The 23,109-nt window shown below is 64.6% G+C and carries 19 protein-coding genes and 2 pseudogenes; 10 read left to right on the top strand and 11 right to left on the bottom strand.

Annotated elements, in window-relative coordinates; all coding sequences use genetic code 11:
* Positions 1-67: 67 nt before the first annotated feature.
* Positions 68-277 (top strand): hypothetical protein, encoded by a 210-nt coding sequence (locus tag JQ627_RS30375; RefSeq protein ID WP_212488044.1) that lies wholly within the window; start codon positions 68-70, stop codon positions 275-277.
* Between the two features lie 69 nt (positions 278-346).
* Here JQ627_RS30375 and JQ627_RS30370 read toward each other — a convergent pair whose 3' ends face one another.
* Positions 347-1,561: a hypothetical protein gene (locus JQ627_RS30370; RefSeq protein WP_212488043.1), complete on the bottom strand. Its 1,215-nt coding sequence runs from the start codon at positions 1,559-1,561 to the stop codon at positions 347-349.
* Between the two features lie 2 nt (positions 1,562-1,563).
* Positions 1,564-2,931, bottom strand: a complete 1,368-nt coding sequence (locus JQ627_RS30365; RefSeq protein ID WP_212488042.1) for an APC family permease — start codon at positions 2,929-2,931, stop codon at positions 1,564-1,566.
* A gap of 329 nt (positions 2,932-3,260) precedes the next feature.
* On the opposite strand from JQ627_RS30365, the gene JQ627_RS30360 reads away from it, so the two are divergent.
* Both JQ627_RS30360 and JQ627_RS30355 read left to right on the top strand, forming a co-directional pair.
* Complete coding sequence (locus JQ627_RS30360) at positions 3,261-4,586, top strand: alpha/beta hydrolase (RefSeq protein ID WP_212488041.1); 1,326 nt, start codon at positions 3,261-3,263, stop codon at positions 4,584-4,586.
* A gap of 170 nt (positions 4,587-4,756) precedes the next feature.
* Positions 4,757-5,083 (top strand): GrlR family regulatory protein, encoded by a 327-nt coding sequence (locus JQ627_RS30355; RefSeq protein ID WP_212488040.1) that lies wholly within the window; start codon positions 4,757-4,759, stop codon positions 5,081-5,083.
* Between the two features lie 55 nt (positions 5,084-5,138).
* On the opposite strand, the gene JQ627_RS30350 is transcribed toward JQ627_RS30355, so the two are convergent.
* Both JQ627_RS30350 and JQ627_RS30345 read right to left on the bottom strand, forming a co-directional pair.
* A complete protein-coding gene (locus tag JQ627_RS30350) occupies positions 5,139-5,516 on the bottom strand; it encodes a hypothetical protein (RefSeq protein ID WP_041958452.1) in 378 nt (125 codons plus the stop codon).
* 90 nt (positions 5,517-5,606) lie between these two features.
* Positions 5,607-6,776 (bottom strand): MFS transporter, encoded by a 1,170-nt coding sequence (locus JQ627_RS30345; protein WP_212488039.1) that lies wholly within the window; start codon positions 6,774-6,776, stop codon positions 5,607-5,609.
* A gap of 186 nt (positions 6,777-6,962) precedes the next feature.
* Here JQ627_RS30345 and thrS point away from each other — a divergent pair, with 186 nt between their 5' ends.
* The 3 genes from thrS to JQ627_RS30330 all read left to right on the top strand — a co-directional run bounded on the left by thrS (position 6,963) and on the right by JQ627_RS30330 (position 10,985).
* Complete coding sequence (gene thrS, locus JQ627_RS30340; RefSeq protein WP_212488038.1) at positions 6,963-9,005, top strand: threonine--tRNA ligase; 2,043 nt, start codon at positions 6,963-6,965, stop codon at positions 9,003-9,005.
* A gap of 93 nt (positions 9,006-9,098) precedes the next feature.
* Complete coding sequence (locus JQ627_RS30335; protein ID WP_212488037.1) at positions 9,099-9,662, top strand: nitroreductase; 564 nt, start codon at positions 9,099-9,101, stop codon at positions 9,660-9,662.
* Positions 9,663-9,725: 63 nt separating this feature from the next.
* Positions 9,726-10,985 (top strand): serine hydrolase, encoded by a 1,260-nt coding sequence (locus tag JQ627_RS30330; RefSeq protein ID WP_212488036.1) that lies wholly within the window; start codon positions 9,726-9,728, stop codon positions 10,983-10,985.
* On the opposite strand, the gene JQ627_RS30325 is transcribed toward JQ627_RS30330, so the two are convergent.
* A complete protein-coding gene (locus JQ627_RS30325) occupies positions 10,971-13,433 on the bottom strand; it encodes a bifunctional diguanylate cyclase/phosphodiesterase (protein ID WP_212488035.1) in 2,463 nt (820 codons plus the stop codon). The two genes, JQ627_RS30330 and JQ627_RS30325, sit on opposite strands and share 15 nt — an antisense overlap.
* Before the next feature lie 1,111 nt (positions 13,434-14,544).
* A pseudogene (locus JQ627_RS30320) lies at positions 14,545-15,015 on the bottom strand (LysR family transcriptional regulator); the annotation flags it as partial.
* A gap of 103 nt (positions 15,016-15,118) precedes the next feature.
* Here JQ627_RS30320 and JQ627_RS30315 point away from each other — a divergent pair.
* Complete coding sequence (locus JQ627_RS30315; protein WP_312015819.1) at positions 15,119-16,111, top strand: zinc-dependent alcohol dehydrogenase family protein; 993 nt, start codon at positions 15,119-15,121, stop codon at positions 16,109-16,111.
* A gap of 119 nt (positions 16,112-16,230) precedes the next feature.
* Here the strand turns inward: JQ627_RS30315 and JQ627_RS30310 are convergent, their stop codons facing one another.
* The 3 genes and pseudogenes from JQ627_RS30310 to JQ627_RS30300 all read right to left on the bottom strand — a co-directional run bounded on the left by JQ627_RS30310 (position 16,231) and on the right by JQ627_RS30300 (position 18,607).
* Positions 16,231-16,422, bottom strand: coding sequence for a hypothetical protein (locus JQ627_RS30310; protein ID WP_028150253.1), 192 nt, complete (start codon positions 16,420-16,422; stop codon positions 16,231-16,233).
* 297 nt (positions 16,423-16,719) lie between these two features.
* Positions 16,720-17,370: pseudogene (locus tag JQ627_RS30305) on the bottom strand (aldo/keto reductase); the annotation flags it as partial.
* A gap of 163 nt (positions 17,371-17,533) precedes the next feature.
* Positions 17,534-18,607: a hypothetical protein gene (locus JQ627_RS30300; RefSeq protein ID WP_212488034.1), complete on the bottom strand. Its 1,074-nt coding sequence runs from the start codon at positions 18,605-18,607 to the stop codon at positions 17,534-17,536.
* A 244-nt stretch (positions 18,608-18,851) separates the two neighbouring features.
* On the opposite strand from JQ627_RS30300, the gene JQ627_RS30295 reads away from it, so the two are divergent.
* On the top strand, positions 18,852-19,895 hold the full coding sequence (locus tag JQ627_RS30295) for a patatin-like phospholipase family protein (RefSeq protein WP_212488033.1): 1,044 nt from the start codon (positions 18,852-18,854) through the stop codon (positions 19,893-19,895).
* Positions 19,896-19,901: 6 nt separating this feature from the next.
* Here the strand turns inward: JQ627_RS30295 and JQ627_RS30290 are convergent, their stop codons facing one another.
* Positions 19,902-20,330 (bottom strand): CBS domain-containing protein, encoded by a 429-nt coding sequence (locus tag JQ627_RS30290; RefSeq protein ID WP_212488032.1) that lies wholly within the window; start codon positions 20,328-20,330, stop codon positions 19,902-19,904.
* A 189-nt stretch (positions 20,331-20,519) separates the two neighbouring features.
* Positions 20,520-21,326: a rhomboid family intramembrane serine protease gene (locus tag JQ627_RS30285; RefSeq protein WP_212488031.1), complete on the bottom strand. Its 807-nt coding sequence runs from the start codon at positions 21,324-21,326 to the stop codon at positions 20,520-20,522.
* A 455-nt stretch (positions 21,327-21,781) separates the two neighbouring features.
* On the opposite strand from JQ627_RS30285, the gene JQ627_RS30280 reads away from it, so the two are divergent.
* Complete coding sequence (locus JQ627_RS30280; protein WP_212488030.1) at positions 21,782-22,336, top strand: PAS domain-containing protein; 555 nt, start codon at positions 21,782-21,784, stop codon at positions 22,334-22,336.
* Between the two features lie 63 nt (positions 22,337-22,399).
* Complete coding sequence (locus tag JQ627_RS30275; RefSeq protein WP_212488029.1) at positions 22,400-22,822, top strand: cupin domain-containing protein; 423 nt, start codon at positions 22,400-22,402, stop codon at positions 22,820-22,822.
* Positions 22,823-23,109 lie beyond the last annotated feature (287 nt).

The following is a 23,109-nucleotide window of genomic DNA, read 5'->3' as shown; positions in this document are numbered from 1 at the left end:
GCTGCCTTGAATGGAACCGGAACTTTCCCCTCGCGTTGTTTTGATGCTCCCACGGGAGGAAACAACAATGCGCTGGAAAATCAGCCCTCATTTTCACTTCAGACACGGTTCACATCCTGGTTCCAAAGGGCATCACGACCCCAGAACCATCGACATGCTCGCCATCATCGCCCTGCTGGCGCTCGTGGTCGGCTCCGGCTGGTATCTGGCGACGAGCCTTGCCACGCCGCCGAGCACGACGGCCTTCATCGTGCCGAGTCAGAGCGTGCACTGGTAGGCTGGACGCTAGAGGGCCAGCACCAGTCGTGGCGCAGGGCCCGGCGTGACGCTCACCTCAAGAGGCAACCTAGCGAAACCAGAAGAAGCGCCCCGACTGTGGCGGGATCGACTCGGGCGGGCGCGGCCGCTTCGGACGCGGCGGCTTTGGCGACGGCTCGGCGGACGAGGTGGTCTCCGCAGCCGGCGCCGTCTCGCTTCCCGGCACCTTCACCGACAGCAGCAAGTTCGACTCGTGCATGCGCCAGCGGTAGCCGACGCCGAAATCGATCGGCTGGGCGCGCGTGAACAGTTCCGCGTAGCGCCCCTGGTAGCGGCCGGGGAATTCGTCGATCGGTCCGAGATAGCGGCCGAACGGGAAGAACCGCCACTGCTGCGCATTGTAGTTCGCAAGCGGAATGCCGGAATCGTCCTGGATGATGGTCGCACTGTTGGTAAGCAGCCAGTTGCGAGCGACGGTGAAGTCGCCCTTGTGGAGGAGATAGGACGCGCTCTTGAGCAGGCTGTTGCCTGGCCCGAGCGTCCCGCAGAACTTCAGGAAGCCTGCGGCCCGCGCGCCGGCATTGGAGAGATCGGTCGAGAAATAGTACAACGTGCGCGCCTCGCCGTCGTTTCCGACAAAGGTGATGCGGACACCGCGCGTCGCGTTCCGTCCCGGATTGTCGCCTCCCGCATGCACCCCACCCTTGTCGTCCAGCGCAATCATTTCGACATTTCGGATGGTCTTGCCGGAGCGCGCGAGGAAGACGTAGAGGATCGGCAACGTGCCGTTGACCTGGTTGGCGTGCAGGTCGACCTTCATGTGCTTGGTGATGAAGAAGGAAAAGCTCAGGATCGAGCCGAGCGAACGCTCGACATTGTAGAGCGCGGCACCGACCGAGCCGCGCGGCAGCCGCGTCAGGTCAGGCACCGCGCCGACCGGCTCGAGCGCACCGAGCACGTAGGTGCTGGCCTTGGAATAGAACGCATCGGCGTAGAGAAAATCCGGACCGCTGAACAGGTAGAACATGGTCGGCCGGGGCGCGGCCAGATTGACCTCGGCCCAATTGCGGATCTTCGAGAGCTGCCGCTGCTCGAGCTGGGCGAAGGCGCCGTCGAAGAACTTTGCGTGACGCTGCCAGCCCGGGTCCTTGGTGAGCGGCACCAGCGGCGAGTCCGGCGACGGCTGCATGCCCGCGAGAAAGCGCGCGGCATCATCGAAGGTGACGTCGGCGGCACGTCCAGACGAGACGGCCGCAGCCAGCAGGGCAAGAGCGACGGCCGCAATTCTTAAGGCTCGAACCATGTCTATTCGCGATTGTATGACGTGCCAGCGGCGACCGGCCGCCTGCGGAAAACAGCATAAATCAAAAGGCCCGCGAGCATGACGAGCATACCCGAAAGCGACTGGACCAGTCGCTCGGTCAAAAGGTAGTACATCATGAACCCCGTCACGAGCAGGAAAACGAGCGGCGTGAACGGGTATCCCCAGGCGCGGTAGGGCCGCGGCAGGTCGGGATCGGTGATGCGCAGCTTGATGACGCCGGCGACCGTGAAGAACGAGCAGAACAGCAGCGCGAACTGGATAAAGTCGAGCACCGCCTCGAAGCTGCGCGTGAACAGCAGCAGATTGGCGACGGCAAGCTGAAACAGGATGGCATAGGCGGGCGCGCCGCTCACGGATCGCTTCGAGAACACGCGCAGGGCCGGAATGTCCTCGCCCATCGTCATCATGACGCGCGGGCCGATCCACATCATCGCGCTGATCGAGGAGATCAGGCCGACGCAGATCATCGCACCGACGATCCGGCCGCCGAGGCTGCCGAAGATCGCGCTGCCGGCGACGCTGGCAACATCGAGCTGGCCCGCCAGCGCGCCGACCGGCGTCGAGTAGAGAAACACCGCATTCAGCGCGACGTACAGGACGAGCACGATCAGCGTGCCCGCGAGCAGCGCGCGCGGCAGGTTCTGCTGTGGCGTGCTCATCTCGCCGATGATGTAGGTCGCGGCATTCCAGCCCGAGAACGAGTACATCACGAAGACGAGCCCGATCGCGAAGGGCGCACTGACGATGTGCGCCCAGTCGCCCGGCTGTGGCGTGAAGGCGATCGGCTGCGGCACACCGATGACGAAGCCGGCGACCAGGAAGGCGACGATCAGCACGACCTTCAAGACGGTCGAGGCCAATTGGAAGGTCGAGGAGTGCCTGACGCCGGTCAATTGCACGATCGAGACCAACCACACCACGGCGATGGCAAGCGGGATCGGCGGCACCCCGGGATAGACCGATTTCGCGTATTCGCCGAACGCCATCGCCGCAAGCGCGACGGGCGCTGCGAAGCCGACCGTCGCCGAGACCCAGCCGGCAAGAAAGCCGAAGGCGGGATGATAGGCGCGGCCGAGGAAATTGTACTCGCCGCTCGAGCGCGGAAACATCGCGCCGAGCTCGCTGTAGGAGAACACCCCGCACAGCGCGACGATGCCGCCGATGGTCCAGAGCGCGAGGATCGAGAAGCCGGACGGGATGTCCTTGACCTGGAAGCCGAGGCTGGTGAAGACGCCGACCCCGATCATGTCTGCAACGACGATGGCGGTTGCGACCAGAACGGAGACCCCCGACCCGCTCCCTGTGAGCCGGCCGGTCCAGTGCGCGGTACCCGCATCTGATGCCGTCATCGGGGTCCTCAACCTCGGGCGTCACGTCTCGTGGTGAGCATCGTGCAGTTTGGTCCAGTCAATTCAAGCAGGGTTAACAAGGGTTAAATGAGGCGCACGGAATCGGTATTGCGGCACCTTTTGCGCATGATCCTGGGCGACAAACCTCCGCAAACACCGGAGAATCCCGTTCCGCTCCCTCACAATCAGGACACGATTGCATGGTCCTTTCGAGCGTTCCGGATGTGGGGAAGTTTCTCCGGACACTTAACGTCGCCTAAACGCCAGTCGGCTCAATTAGCTTGAATATTGCCGCTGGGCTTGTGGACATGACTTGGGGTCATGGGTGGATGGTCGGGGCCGCTCCGAAACTGAGAGCTGATATTCGTGCCGATCGGGCGCTGTCCGGGGCGCGTGGCCGTGCGCTCCGGATCGCGGTGATCTCAGCCTTGGTGCCGCTGTCGCTCACGCTGGTTCAATGCGGCAAGGCGTCCAACCCGGCGACGCTCGCGGCGAACTCGCAGGCTAACGTCCAAATCGTCGCGAAGACCAATCCTCAGGTCGCAAGCAGCGACACGTTCGAGGATCGTTTCCCCGCCCCGCAATTCAAGGAGCGCTTCCCGTCGGCGAGCGAGAGTTTTCTGCAACGGCAGATGTCCGACTTCTCGCCCAAACGCGCCGTGCAGCAGCAGCCTCAGCCGGAGCAGGCGCCGTACAAGGTGGCCTCGCTCGCACCACAGGTCCCCTACCAGCGTCCGGCACGCGAAGACCTGACGACGCTCGTCAGCATGAAATCGTCGGCCTTCCCCTATTTCGGCAACAATCCCGCCTCCGACACGCCGTTCCTCAACATCTCCAAGGGCGATCGCCGCGGCCACCGCAGCTATTCCGGGCGCGTCTACTGGCAGGACGAGACTTACAGCGACAGCCGCGTGCTGATGCACGTGCCCGAGCATTTCGACGTGCGCAAGCCGGGCGTGATCGTGGTGTTCTTCCACGGCAACGGCGCAACGCTCGAGCGCGACGTGCGCGACCGGCAACTCGTACCGCGGCAGGTCACCGATTCCGGCGCCAACGCTATCCTGCTGGCGCCGCAGATGGCGGTCGATGCCGCCGATTCCAGCGCCGGCAAGTTCTGGCAGGCGGGCGGCCTCAAGCGCTTCATGGAAGAGTCGGCGGTCCATCTGGCCCGGCTCACCGGCGATCCCGACAGCGCCCGCGCCTTCGCCAACATGCCGATCGTGATCGTCGGCTACAGCGGCGGCTTCCTGCCGACGGCCTGGAGCCTCGAAGTCGGCGGCATCAGCGACCGCGTCCGCGGCGTCGTCCTGCTCGATGCCGTCTACGGCGAAATGGACAAGTTCGCCTCCTGGATCGAGAGCCACCGCTCCGGCTTCTTCGTCAGTTCCTACACCCGCTACACCGCGCGGCGCGACCGCGAGCTGATGAGCATGCTGCGGCAGAAGGGCATCGGCGTCTCCGAGGACATGGATGGGCCGCTTCGTCCCGGCAGCGTGGTGTTCGTCGAAACCGGCGACGGCATCACACATCGTGATTATGTGACGCGCGCGTGGACCCGGGACCCGCTCAAGGAGGTGCTGGTGAAGATGTCGGCGACGCCTTCGCTGGCGCTGACGCGTGTTGCCTCCACCAATCCGTCCTCATCGAGCCGCTAAATCGAAATTGCGCAGCGCCAACATTTGGCCGCGCTGCCTGCAATTGTCTCAGGCTTTGATCAAAATGTGATGTTGATGGCCGATATCCCCGGGGCCGACCGGATTGCTTCCGCTGGCAAGGATCATAATTTGCCGACCGAGTTGGTGTTGGACTTCCGCAGGGACAGGCAGTGCGTCAGGGACTGTACAAGGTCGACTTCCACACGGTTCATGGAACCGGCTGCGGCGTCGTCTATGTGACCGACGGCAAGATGCGCGGCGGCAATTCCGCGTTCGCATTCGTCGGCAGCTATATGGGCGAAGGCGACAGCATCAAGGTCAAGATCTCGACCCAGCGCTACAACGACGACCCGTCCTTCAAGGCGTTGTTCGGCATTGACCGGGTGACGCTGACGCTCGCCGGCCGGGAGGACGGCGACACGGCGGAATTCGAAGGCACCGCGCTGCAGGTGCCGGGCGTTGCCTTCAGGGCCGTGCTGAGCCGGATCAGCGACTAGCCGTCCGGCTTCCAGACCTCAGCTCATGACCTTCTTGATCTTCAAGTCTTGACCTTTAGGTCTTGGGCAGCTTCGGAATGCTCTCGGCAAAGCCGTTGAAGCAGGCCAGCCGCTCGTCCTCTTCCTTGAAGAAGCGGCAATCGGCATAGCCCTTGGCCTTCGCCGGCTTCGGCTTCGGCGTCGGCGGGATAATGGCGTCGTAGCAGTTGAGGCGGTCCTTGGTGCCATCATCGAGGTCGAGGCAGGCCTGGAGCCGCGCCGCGATCGACTGCGGCTTGCCCTTCGGCGCCGCAGCCGGCTTGGCCGCGGTCTCCTTGGTCCCTTTGGCCTGGACCTGCACCAGCGGCTTGTCCCCCACCATCGGTGGCTTGTCGGTTTGCGCAAACGCGGAGGCTGAATAGAGCACCGCGGCAACCGCCAGAATCATCCTCATTTCAGTCAACTCTCTTTGGTCCCCATGCCTCGCCTTCTAGCGCTCCCGCGCGCGGTTTGCCAAGCACCTTGCGCACACGAAAACGCGGCGTCAGGCGGTAGCAACCGGCCGGGGCCGGGTCAGAACCACCAGGATCAGCGCCAGGACGACGAAGCCGACCGCGACGAAGCCAAGCGGATGCAACAGCTCGCGGGCGAACAGCAGCCCGCCGATGGCGGAGCCGACAGCCTGGCCGATGTAGAGGACGGAGGTGTTGAGGGCGACGGTCGCCGATGCGAGCGGCGGCGCAGCCGCGACCAGCCGCACCTGCTGCATCGAATTGGTGGACGCAAAGCCGAGGCCCCAGATCGCGACCGCGAGCGCCATCAACACAAGGCTCCCCGCACCGAGCGCCCAGCCGGTGATGCCTGCAAGCAGCAGGCAGGTGAACAGCAACGAGGTTCGGAAGGGTCCCCAGGTATCGACGATGCGGGTCGCGATGACGACGCCGAGGAAGCCGCAAACACCGTAGATGCCGAACACCATGCCGATTGCATCGGGGCCGGCGTCGGTGAGCTTCTTGAGCAGCGGGCCCATGAAGGTGAACACCACGAACTGCCCGGACATTTGCAACATCGTGATCGCAAGTAGCAGCAAAATCGTCCTGCTGCGGCCGACCGCGCTCCAGGTCTTCAGGTCCACCGGCGCGCCTTTCAGGCCCGCCGGCAGGCGCAGCAGCAGCAACAGGAAGCTGATGCAGCCGAGCGCGCCGATCCCGCCATAGGCCGCGCGCCAGCCATAGCGGCTGGCGATGAACGTGAGCAGCGGAAGACCGACGGCAGCAGCTAACGACCAGCCGAGAAAGATGTAGGCGATGGTACTGCCCCGCCGCTCCACCGGCACGATCAGCGCCGCCGTACCGGCCGCCTGCGGCGTATAGAGCGCACCGACCGCGAGCATCACCAGGCGGATGATGAGGAGGCTCGTGTAGTCGGGCGCAAAGGCCGAGGCGAGATTGCCCAAGGCCAGCACCGCAAGCGTCGTCGCAAGCAGCGTCCGCCGCTCGATGCGGCTGGTCAGCCACGCCGTCAACGGCGAGCCGATGCACAGCGTAATCGCGCCGAAGGTGATCAGGAGCCCCGCGGCATGGATGGTGATGCCGAGCCCCGTCGACAATTCCGGCAGCATGCCCGCCGGCGCCAGCACCGAGCAGCCGGTGACGAGATTGCCGAGCATCAGGGCGGTTGGCGTGAAACGGCCGGCAGCAGGAGAATTTTCCATGCAAATGCATGTAGAGCAGGCCTGCGGCCATTGAAAGGGTAGCGCGCGAAATAGTTGGTGCACGGTCTCGGCTTTTGCGCGCCACTTTCTTGGAAATGCCGGATTGCACAGGCCGAATCGCCTGATATATCGCTCGTTCCCGCTTACCTGCGCTCGTTCGCAGGAGTGAGCTTCAGGAGAAAAGCAATGTCCGAACAGCCCAAATCCGAATCCGGTTTCCAATACAGCCTGAGCAATCTCAAGCCCGTGTCCCCCGCCGCCAAAGTCACCCTCACCTTCCCCGACGGCGCCCAGCGCCAATTCGACAAGAGCATTACCGGCCTCGAGATCGCCAAGGGCATTTCGCCGTCGCTGGCCAAGCGCACGGTTGCGATGGCGCTCGACGGCGTGGTCTCCGACCTCGACGACGCAATCGAAGCCGATGCCAAGATCGAGCTGATCAACCGCGACGATCCGCGCGCGCTCGAGCTGATCCGCCACGACTGCGCCCACGTGCTCGCCGAAGCCGTGCAGACGCTGTGGCCCGGCACGCAGGTCACCATTGGCCCCGTGATCGAGAACGGATTCTACTACGACTTCTTCCGCAACGAGCCGTTCACGCCGGAAGACTTTGCCGCGATCGAGAAGAAGATGCGCGAGATCATTGCGCGCGACAAACCTTTCACGAAAGAGGTTTGGGATCGCGAAAAGACCAAACAGGTGTTCCGCGACAAGGGCGAGGCCTTCAAGGTCGAGCTGGTCGACGCCATTCCCGGCAACGAGCCGATCAAGATCTACTACCAGGGCGACTGGTTCGATCTCTGCCGCGGCCCGCACATGACCTCGACCGGCAAGGTCGGCAACGCCTTCAAGCTGATGAAGGTGGCCGGCGCCTATTGGCGCGGCGACAGCAACAACCCGATGCTGACCCGCATCTACGGCACCGCGTTCGCCAAGCAGGAGGACCTCGACGCTTATCTCAAGCAGATCGAGGAAGCCGAGAAGCGCGACCATCGCAAGCTCGGGCGCGAGCTCGACCTCTTCCACTTCCAGGAGGAAGGTCCGGGCGTCGTGTTCTGGCACCCGAAGGGCTGGACCATCTTCCAGCAGCTCATCGCCTACATGCGCCGCCGCCTCGCCGGCGACTACAGCGAGGTCAACGCGCCGCAGATCCTCGACAAGGTGCTGTGGGAGACCTCGGGCCATTGGGGCTGGTACCGCGAGAACATGTTCGCGGCGCAGTCGGCCGGCGACGAGGCCGAGGACAAGCGCTGGTTTGCGCTCAAGCCGATGAACTGCCCGGGCCACGTGCAGATCTTCAAGCACGGGCTGAAGAGCTACCGCGACCTGCCGCTGCGCCTCGCCGAGTTCGGCGTGGTGCATCGCTACGAGCCCTCCGGCGCCATGCACGGATTGATGCGCGTGCGCGGCTTCACGCAGGACGACGCGCACGTCTTCTGCATGGAGGACCAGCTCGCCGACGAGTGCCTGAAGATCAACGAGCTGATCCTGTCGACCTATGCCGATTTCGGCTTCACCGGCGATCTCACGGTGAAGCTCTCGACCCGGCCGGAGAAACGCGTCGGCACCGATGCGATGTGGGATCACGCCGAGCGCGTGATGGCCACCGTGCTGAGCCAGATCCAGGCCCAGAACAACCACATCAAGACCGAGATCAATCCGGGCGAAGGCGCCTTCTACGGGCCGAAGTTCGAATACGTGCTGCGCGACGCCATCGGCCGCGACTGGCAGTGCGGCACCACGCAAGTCGACTTCAACCTGCCGGAACGGTTCGGTGCGTTCTACATCGACCATGACAGCGGCAAGAAGGCGCCGGTGATGGTCCACCGTGCGATCTGCGGCTCGATGGAGCGCTTCATCGGCATCCTGATCGAGCACTATGCCGGCAATTTTCCGCTCTGGCTGTCCCCGGTGCAGGTGGTGGTCACCACCATCACCTCGGAGGCCGACGAGTATGCCAAGCAGGTGCTGGAACAGGTCCGGCGCGCGGGACTTCGGGCCGAGATCGACCTGCGCAACGAGAAGATCAACTACAAGGTCCGCGAGCACTCCCTGGCCAAGATTCCGGCGCTGCTCGTGTGCGGGAAGAAGGAGGCCGAGACGCAGTCGGTCTCCGTCCGCCGGCTCGGCAGCGAGGGCCAGAAGGTGATGACGACGGTGGAGGCGCTCGCCGCCCTCGTCGACGAAGCGACCCCGCCGGACGTCCGGCGGGCGCGCGGCGCGGCCTGATCCCTGAAATCGATCTAAATTCGCTTTCGGTTGCGGGCGTGCATGCTTATCTCGGCATGGCACGCCCGACGACCAGCCGAAGAGGACGCCCCAGTGCCCGACGCCATCGAACTCCTGAAGACCCGCCGCTCGGTCAAGCCGCGCGAAATGACCGGGCCCGGCCCCTCCCCCGCCGAGCTCGAAACCATCCTCACCATCGGGGCGCGAGTGCCCGACCACGGCAAGCTCGCGCCCTGGCGTTTCATCATTTTCGAGGGTGACGCACGCGAGCGGGCCGGCGAGGTCATCGCGAAGGTCTTCGCCCGCAAGAATCCGGACGCGCCGGCGGCGAATGTCGAGACCGAGCGCAAACGCCTCACCGACGCGCCGCTGGTGATCGGTGTCGTCAGCTTCACCAAGCCGCATCCGAAGGTGCCGGCGTTCGAGCAGGAATTGTCGGCCGGCGCCAGCGTCATGAACATTGTCACGGCCGCGACCGCGCTCGGCTACGGCGCCTGCTGGCTGACCGGCTGGTTCGCCTTCGATCGCGACGTGCTGGACGGCCTCGGCCTCAAGCCGGACGAAAAGCTCGCCGGCCTCGTCCACATCGGCACGCCGACCAAGCCCAGCGAAGACCGTCCGCGGCCGTTCCTTTCGGAAATCGTGACGCGTTTTTAATCGATGTCTTGTTGACGCCTCCGACGTCTTGCGGCTTTGATCCCGGCGAGGGAGGAAGCCCGGATGAAGCGTCGTGAATTTCTGGTCGGGGCCGCACTCTTCGCCGGCACGATGGCGCGCAGCCGCGCGGCCGACATCCCTGCCCCGTCGCCCGACGGACTTGAGCGCATCACCGCGTATTTTGACAACGAGGTGACGCGCGGTCGCCTGCCGGGCGCGGTCATCATGGTCCAGCAGCACGGCAAGCCGGTCTACCTCAAGGCCTTCGGCGTGCGCGACACCAGGACCGGCCTTGCGATGACGCCGGACACGATCTTCGCCATCCACTCGATGACCAAGCCGATCACGTGCCTGGGCGCGATGATGCTGATCGACGAGGGCAAGCTCGCGCTCACCGACCCCGTGTCGAAATACGTCCCGCTCTTCGCCGACACCAAGGTGGGCGTGGAGCCGGAGGGCACCTCGAAGATCGAACTCGAGCCGCCGATCCGCCCTGTCAACATCGAGGATCTGCTGCGGCAAACCTCGGGCATCAGCTACGACTATATCGGCGCTCCATGGGTGATGCAGGTTTACCAGGCCGCCAACATTTTCGAGGGGCCCTTCAACAACAGGCAATTCGCCGACCGCGTCGCCAAGCTGCCGCTCACGCGCCAGCCCGGAACGCTGTGGCGCTACGGCCATTCCACCGACGTGCTCGGCGCCGTCATCGAGATCATCTCGGGGCAGACGCTGTATGAATTCCTCAAGCAGCGCATTCTCGATCCGCTCGGAATGAACAGCACCAAATTCGTCCTGAAAACGCCGGAGGAGCGCGCCCGGATGGCGCGGCCGCTGCCGAGCGATCCGGTCCTGCTCGCCGGCGAGCGCGACCGCCTCGCCCATCCCGAATGGGAATCCGGCGGCGGCGGCCTGCTCTCGACCATCACCGACTATCAACGCTTCTCCCAGATGCTGCTCAATGGCGGCGAGTTCGAGGGCAAGCGTTACCTCAGCCCCGCCGTGTTCAAGGCGATGACCACCGATCACGTCGGACCCGGCTCCGGTGTCGCGCGCGACTATTTCTATTTCCCGGGCGACGGTTTTGGCTATGGCTACGGCATCGGTGTGCGCACCGATCCCGGCAATGCGAAGCCGCCGCCGGCCGGATCGATCGGCGAATTGAAATGGGATTCAGGCAGCGGCACCTATTTCGGCGTCGATCCCAAGCTCGACATGGTCTATCTCTTGATGCAGCAGACCCAGAACGAGCGCAGCCGCATCACGCCCGCCTTCAAGGAACTGGTCTACGGCTGCTATCCCGAAGGGCTACGCCGCCCGTGAGGCGCGCTGGCCAAAATCGGCGAGCAGCTTTGCGATCTCCGCTGCGGGCAGCGCCGCGCTGAACAGAAAACCCTGCACCTCGTTGCAGCCTTCGGCGCGCAGCCAGTCGAGCTGATCCTCGGTCTCGACACCTTCGGCGGTCGTGGTGATGTTGAGGCTGCGGCCGAGGCCGGAGATCGCGCGCACGATCGCGCCGCAATCCGGCCGCTGCGCCAGATCCTTGACGAAGGAGCGGTCGATCTTGATCTTGTCGAACGGGAAGCTGCGAAGATAGCTGAGGCTGGAATAGCCGGTGCCGAAATCATCCATGGAGATGCCGACGCCGAGCTCGCGCAGCTGATGCAGGATCGCGAGGTTCGCATCGGTCTCGGCGAGGAAGATCGACTCGGTGATCTCCAGCTCGAGCCGCTTCGGCGACAGGCCGGACTGCGCCAGCGCCGAGATCACGACCTGGACCAGGTTACGGCTGCGGAATTGCGCCGGCGACAGATTGACCGCGATCTTGACGTCAACGGGCCATTTCACCGCCTCAGCGCAGGCCTCGCGCAGCACCCACTCGCCGAGCTGGGTGATGAGGCCGATGTCTTCGGCGACCGGAATGAATTCCGCCGGCGAGATCATGCCCTTGTCGGGATGACGCCAGCGCAACAGCGACTCGAAGCCGGAGATGCGGTCGGACGCGATCGACACCAGCGGCTGATAGTGCAGCTCGAACTCACCATTGGCGAAGGCCCGGCGCAGATCGAGCTCCATGTCGCGGCGCTTCTGCGCCTGGAGGTCCATCTCGCGCTCGAAGAAATGGTGCACGCCGCCGCCGTCGGACTTTGCCCGGTACAGCGCCATGTCGGCGTTGCGCATCAACTCTTCCGACGTCGTGCCGTCGCCGGGCGACAGCGCTATGCCGATGCTGGCGCCGATCACCATCTCCTGGCCGTCGAGGTCGTAGGGTGCTTTCAGCATGTCGATCAGCAAGGTCGCGCAGGCACTGGCCTCGTTCGGCGAGACGTCGGCTGCCAGGATCACGGCGAATTCGTCGCCGCCAAGCCGGGCCGCGAGATTGGCGCCGCGGACCGCGGTGGTGAGGCGTTCGGCAACTTGCTTCAGCAGGCGATCCCCCACCGGATGCCCGAAGGAATCATTGATGTTCTTGAACAGGTCGAGGTCGACATAGAGCACGCCGACCCGTTTTCCCCCGGCCTGGTCGAGCGCCTGCTTCAAGCGCTGCTGGAAATGTTCGCGGTTCGGCAGGTCGGTGAGCCCGTCATGATGCGCCATGTGGGCGATCCGCGCCTCGGCCTTGCGCCGCTCCGTGATGTCGACCACCGCGACCAGATAGCCGTCGCGATCGTCGAAGGTGACGCGGCGACCGAAAGTGAGCACCTCGATCTCGCTGCCGTCGGCGCGCAGGTGGCGCCAGTTGCGCGAGGAGTGATAGGTGTCGCCGATGCGTTCGAGTGCCTCGGCATGGCTGTCCCACTCGTCCTCGGGCCAGATTTCGTGCAGCTTCATGCGCAGGAAGGTGGCGCGGCTGTAGCCGTAATGCTGGACCGCGGCATCGTTGACGCTGAGGAATTCCTTGCTCTCGGCCTCGAACACCCACATCGGCATCGGGTTGTTGTCGAACAGCAGACGGAACGAGGCGTCGCGCCGCTTCAACGCGGTGACGTCGGAGATCGTCAACGAGACCACGTCGGCGAAGGCGGTGGCACTGAGCCGAAGGTACCGTCCGTCGTTTTCGATCTCAAGCTGCTCGCCGCGGCCGCCGGAGACGACCTTGAGCAGGAAGCCCATGACCTCGGGCGAGGCCAATAGCGTGTCCCCCTCGCCGATCCGCCGCCACAACAGGCCCGCGCTCGCGACCTTCAGCAGCGCACCGGCGCTCTTGTTGTGATGCACGATCTGGAGATCGAACGGCTTGCCTGCGGCATCGCGCAGCGTCGCCAGCGAGACCACGGCGTCATCGGTCGAAGAGAAGATCGCGTCCAAGAGATTGTATTGCGCACCGCGCTCGTTGATGTAGGCGCCAACCAGCGTGGCGCCCCAGCGCGAGGCGGTCGGCAGCGCCAGTAAATCATATGTCCTGACCATGCCGTCGCGCACGCAATGCGCGCTGGCCTGGTGCGGCCGTCCGTTTTCGAGCGCGCTCGCCACGGCTTCCGACAGCGCCGTGGCGCAGTCGGGCGAGAGATCGGCGACCGGGATATCCCAGCGTTCCTCGCCGAGCCATTTCTGCACGTAACGCCCGCTGCGCGACAATTCGAGCGCGCCATCGTTCTTCAGCAGCGCGATGTGGTCGGCGAGCCGTCCGAGGCTGCCCAGCATCACGTCCTCATAGCGCGGCAGCCGTTCGCCCGGCTTCAACGCGGCACGCCATTTGCGTTGAAGCACCGGGATGTCGTCGAACATTTCGGTGGCCGGTTTGCCCGGCATCTTCTTCGCGGCACTCATTGCAGTCCCCAACGCACTTTCCCGAGCGCATCCAAAGCAGCCGCGCTTAATGGCGTGTAAAAAGGACGCAGCCGCGGCTTCCATTCGGCGATTATGACAGTTTTAAATCAGGTGTTGGTTAGTGGGCGTTAGAGACTATGGCGGTTTCTTAAAATGCGCTGCGTGGTCGGCGCGCGAGCTTGCACCTCTGGCGCACCGCCGCCTCAACATCGTCATTGCGAGCGTAGCGAAGCAATCCAGACTCCCACCGCGGAAACGCTCTGGATTGCTTCGCTACGCTCGCAATGACGGAGTGTGGATGACAGTTCGCAGGATGGGTAGAGCGAAGCGAAACCCATCACGCTTTGCCACGCGGAGGCATGATAGGTTTCGCAAGTGCTCTACCCATCCTACGCCCCGCTGACACACCTTCGCATCCTCGCGGCTTGTTTCGCCCGAGCTTTGCGGCAATGCCTCACCCCCAATTGAAAGAGGGCGCAGGGAAGACCGGGAGCCGGCTGGCACCCGCGGTCCACTGTGCGAAATTGTGATGAGAAATCTGCACAGCGGCATACAGGTGTAGCCAAGACATCCCGGCCTTCCCTGCGCAGTAGTTGGAACGGCTTATGTCGTGCTCTCCCCGGGGAGCGATGCACTATTGCCCCCGTCGCCTTGCAGATGGCTGATGCGCGCGCCCGGTTGGGCAACAGGCACCACCACAAGACTTGGCGCACAGACCCCGGGCGCCAGGACGACACGATTTGGCCGTACGTGGATCACACCGGTCGTGCGTGCGACGTGCTTCGCTCACGGCTGCCCGCCCTGCGATCACCTTCGCACCAGTATGGTCTACGTCCACCGCCGCCCGGCCCGCGTTCGTGACGATCGCGATACGCCCCTCTTCCTTGGGCCGGGTTGATGCGATGGATACGCCGTTTCCGAATTTCGGTAAAGTGGAATATTTTGGCCTTCAGGCATTGACCGAGAGTTGTGGTGTTTTGCCCGACGGGCAACGCGAGATCTTGTAGCCCGGATGAGCGCGGCGATATCCGGGTTCCTCTCGCCACCGGTCCCGGGTGTCGCTTCGCTCACCCGGGCTACGACAGATCACCCCGCCAACCTTTCAATCACGCAGTTTTCTCGAGATCACCTCGGGTTCGCTGAACGGCTTGATGCGGAAGACTAGGTCGGCCTCGCGCCGCGGCAGGCTGTAGAGGCGCGCATCGGTCAGGAGCTCGACGGTCACCTTGGGATGGCGCTTGCCGAAGGCGGCGATCACCGGCGACAGCATCACCGTGCCGAACCAGTCCGACGACGACAGGCGCAGCATGCCGTCGAGCTGCGTCTCCGCACCCGAGGCGTGTCGCTGAAGCGCGAGCGCCTCCTCCTCGATCCGCTCGGCGTGGCGCAGCACGGCGGCACCCTCGTCGGTCAGCACAAAGCCATCGGCGGTGCGCTGGAACAGCGTTTGCCCCAGCGCGGTTTCGAGCGCGCGAAGCCGCCGTCCCATCGTCGGCTGGGTCTGCCCGATCTTGCGCGCGGCGGCCCCGAGCGTGCCTTCGCGCGCAATCGCCAGGAAGATGCGCAGATCGCTCCAGTCCATCGATATGACCTCATACAAAAATGCACGATCATCGTACATCGTTGTTCGTTTCCATGCAAAAATTCATGGGCATATTGGAGGCCAACAACGGAGCAAGACGATCATGACGAGACAATCGACTATGCGGGCTGCGATCCTGGAGACCCACAACGCGCCGCTGCGCCTCTCAACCGTCTCCACGCCCGAGGTCGGGCCGCGCGAGGTACTGGTGCGGGTGCATGCGAGCGCGGTCAATCCGCTCGACACCAAGATCCATGCCGGTGCCGCGACGCATGCGCGCCATCCGCTGCCTGCCATTCTCGGAATCGACCTCGCCGGGGTGGTCGAGCAGATCGGGCGCGGCGTGACGCGCTTCAAGCCGGGCGACGAGGTCTATGGCATGACGGGCGGCGTCGGCGGCGTGCCGGGATCGCTCGCTGAATTCGCCGCGGTCGATGCCGACCTGCTGGCGCCCAAGCCCGCCAATCTCAGCATGCGCGAAGCGGCCGCCCTGCCGCTGATCTTCATCACGGCCTGGGAGGGCCTGATCGATCGCGCGGCTCTGAAGGCCGGCCAGAAGGTTTTGATTCATGGCGGTGCCGGCGGCGTCGGCCATGTCGCGATCCAGATCGCGCGCGCCTTCGGAACAGACGTCTTCGCGACCGGCTCGGCGGCGCAGCGCGCCACCATCGAAGGCTTTGGCGCTGTATTCATCGACCGCGGCACTGCGATCGAAGCTTACGTTGCAGAGCATACCGGCGGCCGCGGCTTCGAGATCGTCTACGATACCGTCGGCGGCAAGGTGCTCGATGCCTCCTTCGAAGCCGTGCGCCGGTTTGGCCATGTGGTGAGCGCGCTTGGCTGGGGCACGCATGCGCTTGCGCCGCTGTCGTTCCGCGCCGCCAGCTATTCCGGTGTGTTCACACTGCTGCCGCTGCTGTCGGGCGAAGGCCGCGCACATCACGATGAGATCATGGCGGAAGCGACGCGCCTGGTTGAAGCCGGCAAGCTCGCGTCGCTGGTCGATGCAAGGCGCTTCACGCTGGAGAGTGTTGGCGATGCTTACGCTCTGATCCGGGATCACGCCGCCAGGGGCAAGCTGGTCGTCGACATCTGACGTGGGGCTCGTAGGCCGGATGGCGCGCAGCATAATCCGGGGTTCTCGCGAGCTGGCACAGCGGTCCCGGATTTCGCTGCGCTCCATCCGGGCTACGCAGCTGTCTGCTGCACCCGCTGCTAGTCCTCGCTGGCCGCCGCGGAGCGATTGCGCAAGTAAGCCTGCGACAACAGGAAGAATAATGCGCGCTCGCCATGATATTTGGCGGACGGCCGCGTGCGCTCGAAGCCATCGGCAAATATCTTGCCGGACTGGCACACCTGCCATCGCCAGCCAAACCGCTTACGCCTGGTGATGATCACTTCAAACATGCCGACGGGCTTGGTCCCCTGCTCCTGCCGGTCTCGCAGTCATACGCCTGCTCCGGCCTCCCCCGTTAGACGGATGCACGACATATAACGCAGCAGGAGGGAAAGAGAATAAAATTGATTATCGGAAATACGTATCTTGCACCGCTGTGATGAAGTCGCGACGCTTGCGGAATAAGCCGATGTTGCCGGTGTTTATTAGCCCTCCAACGCGCTGGTAGCGCCTGCAAACGTATTCAAGTCCGAACACAAGACGCGTATGCCCGGTAAGCGAACGCTCACCGGGCATTCACGCCACGCTCAGCGTCCGACTCGCGCCTGGAGATGCGCAGGATAGCGCTCGCCATGCACGGCTACCTTGGACAGCACCCCTGCAATTGCAGTGAGATCTGCGTCCGACAGGGTCACCGCAGCCGCGCCGAGATTTTCTTCGAGCCGGTGCAGCTTGGCGGTGCCGGGGATCGGCACGATCCACGGCTTCTGCGCGAGCAACCAGGCCAGCGCGATCTGCGCCGGCGTCGCTTTCTTCACTGCGGCGATCTCGCCGAGCAGGTCGACGAGGGCCTGATTGGATTTTCGTGCGCTGGATGAGAAGCGCGGCACGATATTGCGGAAGTCGCTCGCATCGAACGTCGTGCTCTCGGTGATGGCGCCGGCGAGAAAACCCTTGCCGAGCGGGCTGAACGGAACGAAGCCGATGCAGAGTTTTTCCAGCGTCGGCAGTATCTCCTGTTCCGGCTCGCGCCACCACAGCGAATATTCGCTTTGCAATGCGGTCACGGGCTGCACCGCATGCGAACGCCGGATGGTCTGCGCGCCCGCCTCCGACAGGCCGAAATGCAGCACCTTGCCGGCCTGGATCAGGTCCTTCACCGCGCCCGCGGTCTCCGCGACCGGCTCGTCGGGATCGACGCGGTGCTGGTAGAACAGATCGATGCGGTCGGTCTTGAGCCCTGGTCGAGGCGCTGAGGTATCGGACGTGAGGGGCGCGGCCCTCCTCCTCGTCATTGCGAGCGCAGCGAAGCAATCCAGAATCTTGCCGCGGAGGGACTCTGGATTGCTTCGCTGCGCTCGCAATGACGATGTGGAGAGACCCGACGCTATATCGGCCAGATCAGCGCGCGACGACTTCCACTTCGCCATCGACGCCGTTGACGACGTTGAAGCCGCGCTCGTAGACCTTGCCCTCGTTCTTGGCGATGGCGCGGTATTCGCCTTCGGAGAGCACGACGCGCGGGAAGGCGCCGATCGATTCCTTGATGACGTCGCCGCCGGGGGTCAGCACCGACCAGGCGGTGTTGGCGAGCGCCTCGCCGCCCCTGTCGCTGACGAGCTTGAGTGTGATCACGGCGGCGCGGTGGGTGATGGTGACGTCGGTGAGCTTGCCGGCCTGGACCCGGATGTCCGAGCGCACCACCGAATTGGCGTCGCCATAGTTGGAGATGATGTAGTAGGTGCCCTCCGGTATCAGCACGACGTCGCCGGCTGCGACGTTCGGCACCAGCGAGGCGCGCTCGCCGGACTCGAACTGACTGCCCTTGTAGATCGCGAACGAGATCTGGTTCTGCGGAATGCGGCTGGTGCCGACGCGGCCCTCGATGCGCAGGCCACCGGCCGGCAGCACGAAGGACTCGCGGTCGGTCTCGGCCTTCAGGCTGACGGTGCGCACCGCGCTGACGAGGCCGAAGGCGACGTGCACGACGTAATTCCCCGGCGGCAACACGATGTTCGGCGTGGCGTTCCGATCCTCGCGGATCAGCTTGAAGGTGCCGTTCTCGTCAGGACGGTCGGCAAACACGCGCCAGACCAGTCCGCTGGTGATCGCGGGAGTGTCCTTGCCGTATTTCGCGGTCAGCGACAGAACGCCCTGGCCGGGCACCGCCGCGTTGAGCGGTGGGGCCGCCGGCACGGTCGAGACCGCGGGCGGCGGCATGCTGGGCGTATTCGGCTGCATCAGCGTCGGCGGCAGGCTCGGCGGCGCGGCGCCCAGCCCGGCGGGCGGCGCGAGGCTGACGGCGCCGCCGGGGTCGGGCACCGAGGCGGGCGGCACCGGAGGCGGACGATCGGAGAAAAGCTGCGCCTGAGCGGCGTTTTGGCCGAGACCGACCAGGAAGGCGGCAAGGATCAGCGTCGGCAGCAGCAATGTGCTGCGCCGCCATCCGATGATGCCGTCACCCCCGATAGTCATGCCACCTGCTTTTCACCGAAAACGCGGCAAATTCAAGCCTCCGAATCCCCAGGAAATACGGCCCGGTACTGTTCTTTGGAACCCGGTTGACGCCTGCGTGATTAAACGAGAGGCAGCCGGTCCTCGCCACACTCCTGCCCCCTGGGTCCCGAACGGTATAAACCATGCTTTGCCCTCGTTCTGGCGGAGCGGAAGTACGGCGCCTACTCTGGTGTGAGGGCTGGCCCGGGGTAGGAGGGTTTCGGTGCTTGATATCTTGAAGGGTCGGGGCGCGAATGGCTCCAATGGCGAGAAGGTCGGTCTTGGCAGCGTCCGACGGCCGGTCATCGGCCTTGCGCTCGGCGGTGGCGCGGCGCGCGGCTTTGCCCATATCGGCATCCTGAGAACCCTGGCTGCCAATGGAATCGTACCCGACGTCGTGGTCGGCACCTCGATCGGCGCCGTGGTCGGCGGCCTCTATGCGGCCGGCCGGCTCGATACGCTGCAGGAGTGGGGACGCAGCCTGCAGGGGATGCGCAACATCCTCGGCTATCTCGACATCCGGCTCAGCGGCTCAGGCCTGATCGGCGGTGAGAAGCTGGCAACCCGGCTCGAGGATGCGGTCGGCCAGACCCTGATCGAGGATCTTCCGATCAAGTTCGCCGCCGTCGCAACCGAGGTCCGGACCGGCCACGAGATCTGGCTGACGCGCGGCCGCGTGGTCGACGCAATGCGCGCCTCCTACGCCCTGCCCGGCATCTTCTCTCCCGTCCTGATCGGCGACCGCTGGCTGGTCGACGGCGCGCTGGTGAATCCGGTGCCGGTCTCGGCCGCCCGCGCGCTTGGCGCCGAAATCGTCATCGCCGCAAATCTTTCCAGCGACATCTTCACCCATTCCACGACGATCTATTCGCACGGCGCGATACCCGAACCGGTCACGCCTGTGGTCGCGGCGACGACGACGAAGCGGCGCTTTCCGCGCTTGTTCTCTGCGGAGAAGGCCATGAAGCGCGAGTTCTTCGGCAGCGCCGGACGGCCCGGCATCTCCTCGGTGATGGTCGACGCCTTCAACATCATGCAGGACCGCATTACCCGCGCGCGTCTCGCCGGCGATCCGCCCGATCTCCTGATCACGCCGCGGGTCGGTCAGTTCGGCTGGTTCGACTTCCACCGCGGCGAGGATCTGATCGCCCACGGCACCCGCGCCGCCGAGCGTGCGCTGGAGTCGATCCAGGAGGCGATCGAGGTGCTCGCGCCGGCGCCCGCGGGCCACGCGCCCAAAACGAGCGAGTCCAAGGTAGACGAGTGAGGCCGCTCAGGCCGTCTTGATATAGTCGCGCAGGGCTTCCTGCTCGGCCTCGTATTCCTGGACGCGGCGCTTGACGATGTCGCCGATCGAGATCAGGCCGACCACCTTGCCGCCGTCGATGACGGGCAGATGGCGGAACTTGCCGGTGGTCATCGTCTCCATGAGCTCGGCGACCGTGTCGGTCTCCTTGCAGGTCACGACCTTGCGGGTCATGACCTGAGAGACCGGCTCCTCCAGCGCACCGGCGCCGCGCTCGCCGATCACGCGCACGATGTCGCGCTCGGACAGGATGCCTTCGAGCCGGCTCTGGTTCATCACCAGCACCGCGCCGATCTTCTTCTCGCCGAGCAGTTTGACTGCGGCAGCCAGCTTGGCGTCGGGCTCGACGCTCATGATCTGGTGGCCCTTGGTGTTGAGAATGGAACGTACCGTCATTGTTGCCTCCCTGAATCGGAGCCGTCCGCCGTTTGGCGGTCGGGACTTGTTCGTCGAGTCTTCAACTAACAGTTTCAGCGCCGGTTCATCCTCGTGCGCTGTGCAAAGCATCGCCGCTAGCGGCTTGTCGCTTCGGAACATTCTTCTCGATAATGATGGATGAATTCGGGCGGCGCCGCAAGCGCCGCTTCAAATGCGGTTTGAAATGTCCTGTGATGACGCATCCGCAGCATCGTTTCGCACGCGCGGAACGGGATCGAACAGCGCGAACAGCAGAAGGCCTGCGAAGAAGCCGCCGATATGTGCCTGCCAGGCGACGCTCGTGGTTTCGGAATCGACCCCGATCGCGCCGACGCCGAAGATGATGTTGACGCCGAACCACACTGCGAGGAAGCCCACCACCCGTCCGTCGCGCAGCGCGCGCGACAGCGGCAGCGCCGGAACCCTTGCGGCGGTATCGGCGTCCGATCGGCTGAACGACAAGAAGCTGCCGCGGACAAAGGCGAAGCGGATCGCCGCCGCCATCGCGCCGGACACCGAGGCCGAGGCGCCGATCATCGGCGCCACCGCATGCTCATGGGTGACGAGATGGGCGAGCGCACCGGCCGCGGCCGTCACCGCGAGAAACAGGAAGAACCTGATCGCGCCAAAGCGCCGCGCCAGCGCGCTGCCGAACGGCAGCAGCCACAGCACGTTGAAACCGAGATGGGTCAGATTGGCGTGCAGCAGCGAATAGGTGACGAAAGTCCAGACCTTGGCGCCGGCCCCGCCGGGAATCTGCAGATTGAGCAGCGAGGAATCGTAGCGCTTCGGGATGAAGCCGAAGACGTCGACGGTCCAGTTCTCGATCTCGGGCGGCAGCAGCATCCGCAGATGGATCACGGCCAGCAGGATGATGTAGGCGGTCAGAGCGACCGGCAGCGTCAGGATCGGCTCGCGCGGAGCTTCCTCGACAACGGCCGGTATCTCCGGCGGAGAATCTTGCGGGGAATCCAAGGCAGCTTCGCTTTCAGGCGCGATTGGAGCGACAACCTTGGAGATAGTCGCCTTTGCCTACCCTGTGCAAGTGCACAAAAAGGAAAAGGGAGGGCCCTGGGAAAGCCCTCCCCGTCCATGTCGGTCTTCCGGTACCCGGAGGAATAAGGCGTATCCCCACCCCTCCCCGCGGCCCGCGACCAAACTGTTTGACGCCTGTGTACAGGCCCCGCCGAGAACCTGGATGAAAGCGGCGAGGCTTGCGACCGCGACCACCATAGCAGCGGGGCGTCGGACGGAAAGCGCATAGTTAATTTAACGTTAACAACGCAAAGACGGGCTTAAGGAGTGCGAAAACGCCCCTCCGGCATGGACGCTGCAAATCCCCTCCTGCACAACAACGAAAGGGATCGCGGGTGCACTGAAGCGGGACAGGTTTGTCCCGTGAGGTAGCGCCCCGGGATAAGCGTTCAGCCATGAAACATCCGTCGAGCCGCGCGTTCTTCGCGTATTGGGACAAGAAGCGCGGCACTGCGCGGGCCCCTGATCGGGCCGATATCGATCCGGGCGCGGTTCGCGGCCTGCTCGGCGACATCTTCGTGCTGTCCTGCGAGCAGAACCTCGGCTTCCCGTTCCGCGTCGCCGGCACGCGCGTCTGCGCGCTCGCGGGGCTCGACCTCAAGGACCAGAGCTTTGCGGCGCTGTTCACGCAAGGCAGCCGCAGCGAGATCGAGGAGATCACCACGATCGTCGCCGACGAGACGTTAGGTGCGATCGCCGGCGTCACCGCCGCGCGCGAAGACGGCAGCAAGGCGCATCTCGAGCTGCTGCTGCTGCCCTTCAACGCCCGCCCGCATACGCCCGTGAGTGTCACCGGCGTGCTCGCACCGTTCGACGACGAATGCGGCGCGTTGTCCGCATTCGCCCTCACCTCCTGGCGCTATCTGCATCAGCCGGAGAAACTGCTGCCGCGCGCGATCCGCAAATTGCAGATCGCACGCGGGCTGATGGTGTATGAGGGGCTGAGGTAGTTTTCGTCACGAGGCGGCGAACGACGCGACTTCGGTGCAGCCTCTCACCCGGATGACGCAGCCATGTCCAACATGATCGATTTCGGTACGCTTCAGCTCCGCTTCCTGCACAGCAAGGACGACACCGGCGGCAGCGTCGACATCTTCGAGATGACGTTGCAGCCGAATGCGCGGATGCCGATCCCGCACTATCACGACCGCTGGGACGAAACAATCTACGGGCTGTCCGGCGTATCGACCTGGACGATCGACGGCAAGCAGAACGATCTCGGCCCCGGAGAATCGGTCTTCATCAGGCGCGGTATCGTGCACGGCTTTACCAACCTTTCGACGGGCCCGGCGACATGCCTGTGCATCCTGAGCCCCGGGGTGCTGGGCCCGCAATATTTCACGGAGATGAGCGCACTCCTGTCGGCCGGCGCACCGCCCGATCCCGCGAAGATGAAAGAGACGATGCTCCGCTACGGACTGGTGCCGGCTGCGTGAAAGGCTTGCCGCGCCGGCTGATCGCGTAGCCATCTGCCGCCGCAAGTCGCGCGCGGGCTGATGGTGTATGAGGGGCTGAGGTAGCGCAACCCTCGCGCCTTGCGCGCAGCGCGTGCAAACGGCGCGATCGTCATTGCTGGATCGGATGGCGGACGGACGCGCCGGCGCGCAGACTCGCGAGCCATCACGGGAACCTTACCCGCCATCGTACGTTTTTCCTGTATGCCAGTGTCTGCACGGCAACGCGGCTCGGCCGGAGACGATGCGTTCGCTAGCCGCCGGGCCTC

Origin of the sequence: Bradyrhizobium liaoningense (assembly GCF_018130785.1) — a bacterium.
Taxonomy (GTDB): Bacteria; Pseudomonadota; Alphaproteobacteria; order Rhizobiales; family Xanthobacteraceae; genus Bradyrhizobium; species Bradyrhizobium liaoningense_A.
Note: the sequence above shows the minus strand (reverse complement) of the source record. Positions and strands in the feature narration are given on the sequence as shown.

What these genes read in the sequence shown, in the direction of transcription:
- JQ627_RS30350 (WP_041958452.1), bottom strand. Translation starts at nt 5,516, where the DNA reads ATGAGGATGATTCTGGCGGTTGCCGCGGTGCTCTATTCAGCCTCCGCG.
- JQ627_RS30280 (WP_212488030.1), top strand. Translation starts at nt 21,782, where the DNA reads ATGAAACATCCGTCGAGCCGCGCGTTCTTCGCGTATTGGGACAAGAAG.
- JQ627_RS30325 (WP_212488035.1), bottom strand. Translation starts at nt 13,433, where the DNA reads ATGAGTGCCGCGAAGAAGATGCCGGGCAAACCGGCCACCGAAATGTTC.
- JQ627_RS30345 (WP_212488039.1), bottom strand. Translation starts at nt 6,776, where the DNA reads ATGGAAAATTCTCCTGCTGCCGGCCGTTTCACGCCAACCGCCCTGATG.
- thrS (WP_212488038.1), top strand. Translation starts at nt 6,963, where the DNA reads ATGTCCGAACAGCCCAAATCCGAATCCGGTTTCCAATACAGCCTGAGC.
- JQ627_RS30275 (WP_212488029.1), top strand. Translation starts at nt 22,400, where the DNA reads ATGTCCAACATGATCGATTTCGGTACGCTTCAGCTCCGCTTCCTGCAC.
- JQ627_RS30315 (WP_312015819.1), top strand. Translation starts at nt 15,119, where the DNA reads ATGACGAGACAATCGACTATGCGGGCTGCGATCCTGGAGACCCACAAC.
- JQ627_RS30360 (WP_212488041.1), top strand. Translation starts at nt 3,261, where the DNA reads ATGGTCGGGGCCGCTCCGAAACTGAGAGCTGATATTCGTGCCGATCGG.
- JQ627_RS30330 (WP_212488036.1), top strand. Translation starts at nt 9,726, where the DNA reads ATGAAGCGTCGTGAATTTCTGGTCGGGGCCGCACTCTTCGCCGGCACG.
- JQ627_RS30300 (WP_212488034.1), bottom strand. Translation starts at nt 18,607, where the DNA reads ATGACTATCGGGGGTGACGGCATCATCGGATGGCGGCGCAGCACATTG.
- JQ627_RS30375 (WP_212488044.1), top strand. Translation starts at nt 68, where the DNA reads ATGCGCTGGAAAATCAGCCCTCATTTTCACTTCAGACACGGTTCACAT.
- JQ627_RS30310 (WP_028150253.1), bottom strand. Translation starts at nt 16,422, where the DNA reads ATGTTTGAAGTGATCATCACCAGGCGTAAGCGGTTTGGCTGGCGATGG.
- JQ627_RS30370 (WP_212488043.1), bottom strand. Translation starts at nt 1,561, where the DNA reads ATGGTTCGAGCCTTAAGAATTGCGGCCGTCGCTCTTGCCCTGCTGGCT.
- JQ627_RS30365 (WP_212488042.1), bottom strand. Translation starts at nt 2,931, where the DNA reads ATGACGGCATCAGATGCGGGTACCGCGCACTGGACCGGCCGGCTCACA.
- JQ627_RS30290 (WP_212488032.1), bottom strand. Translation starts at nt 20,330, where the DNA reads ATGACGGTACGTTCCATTCTCAACACCAAGGGCCACCAGATCATGAGC.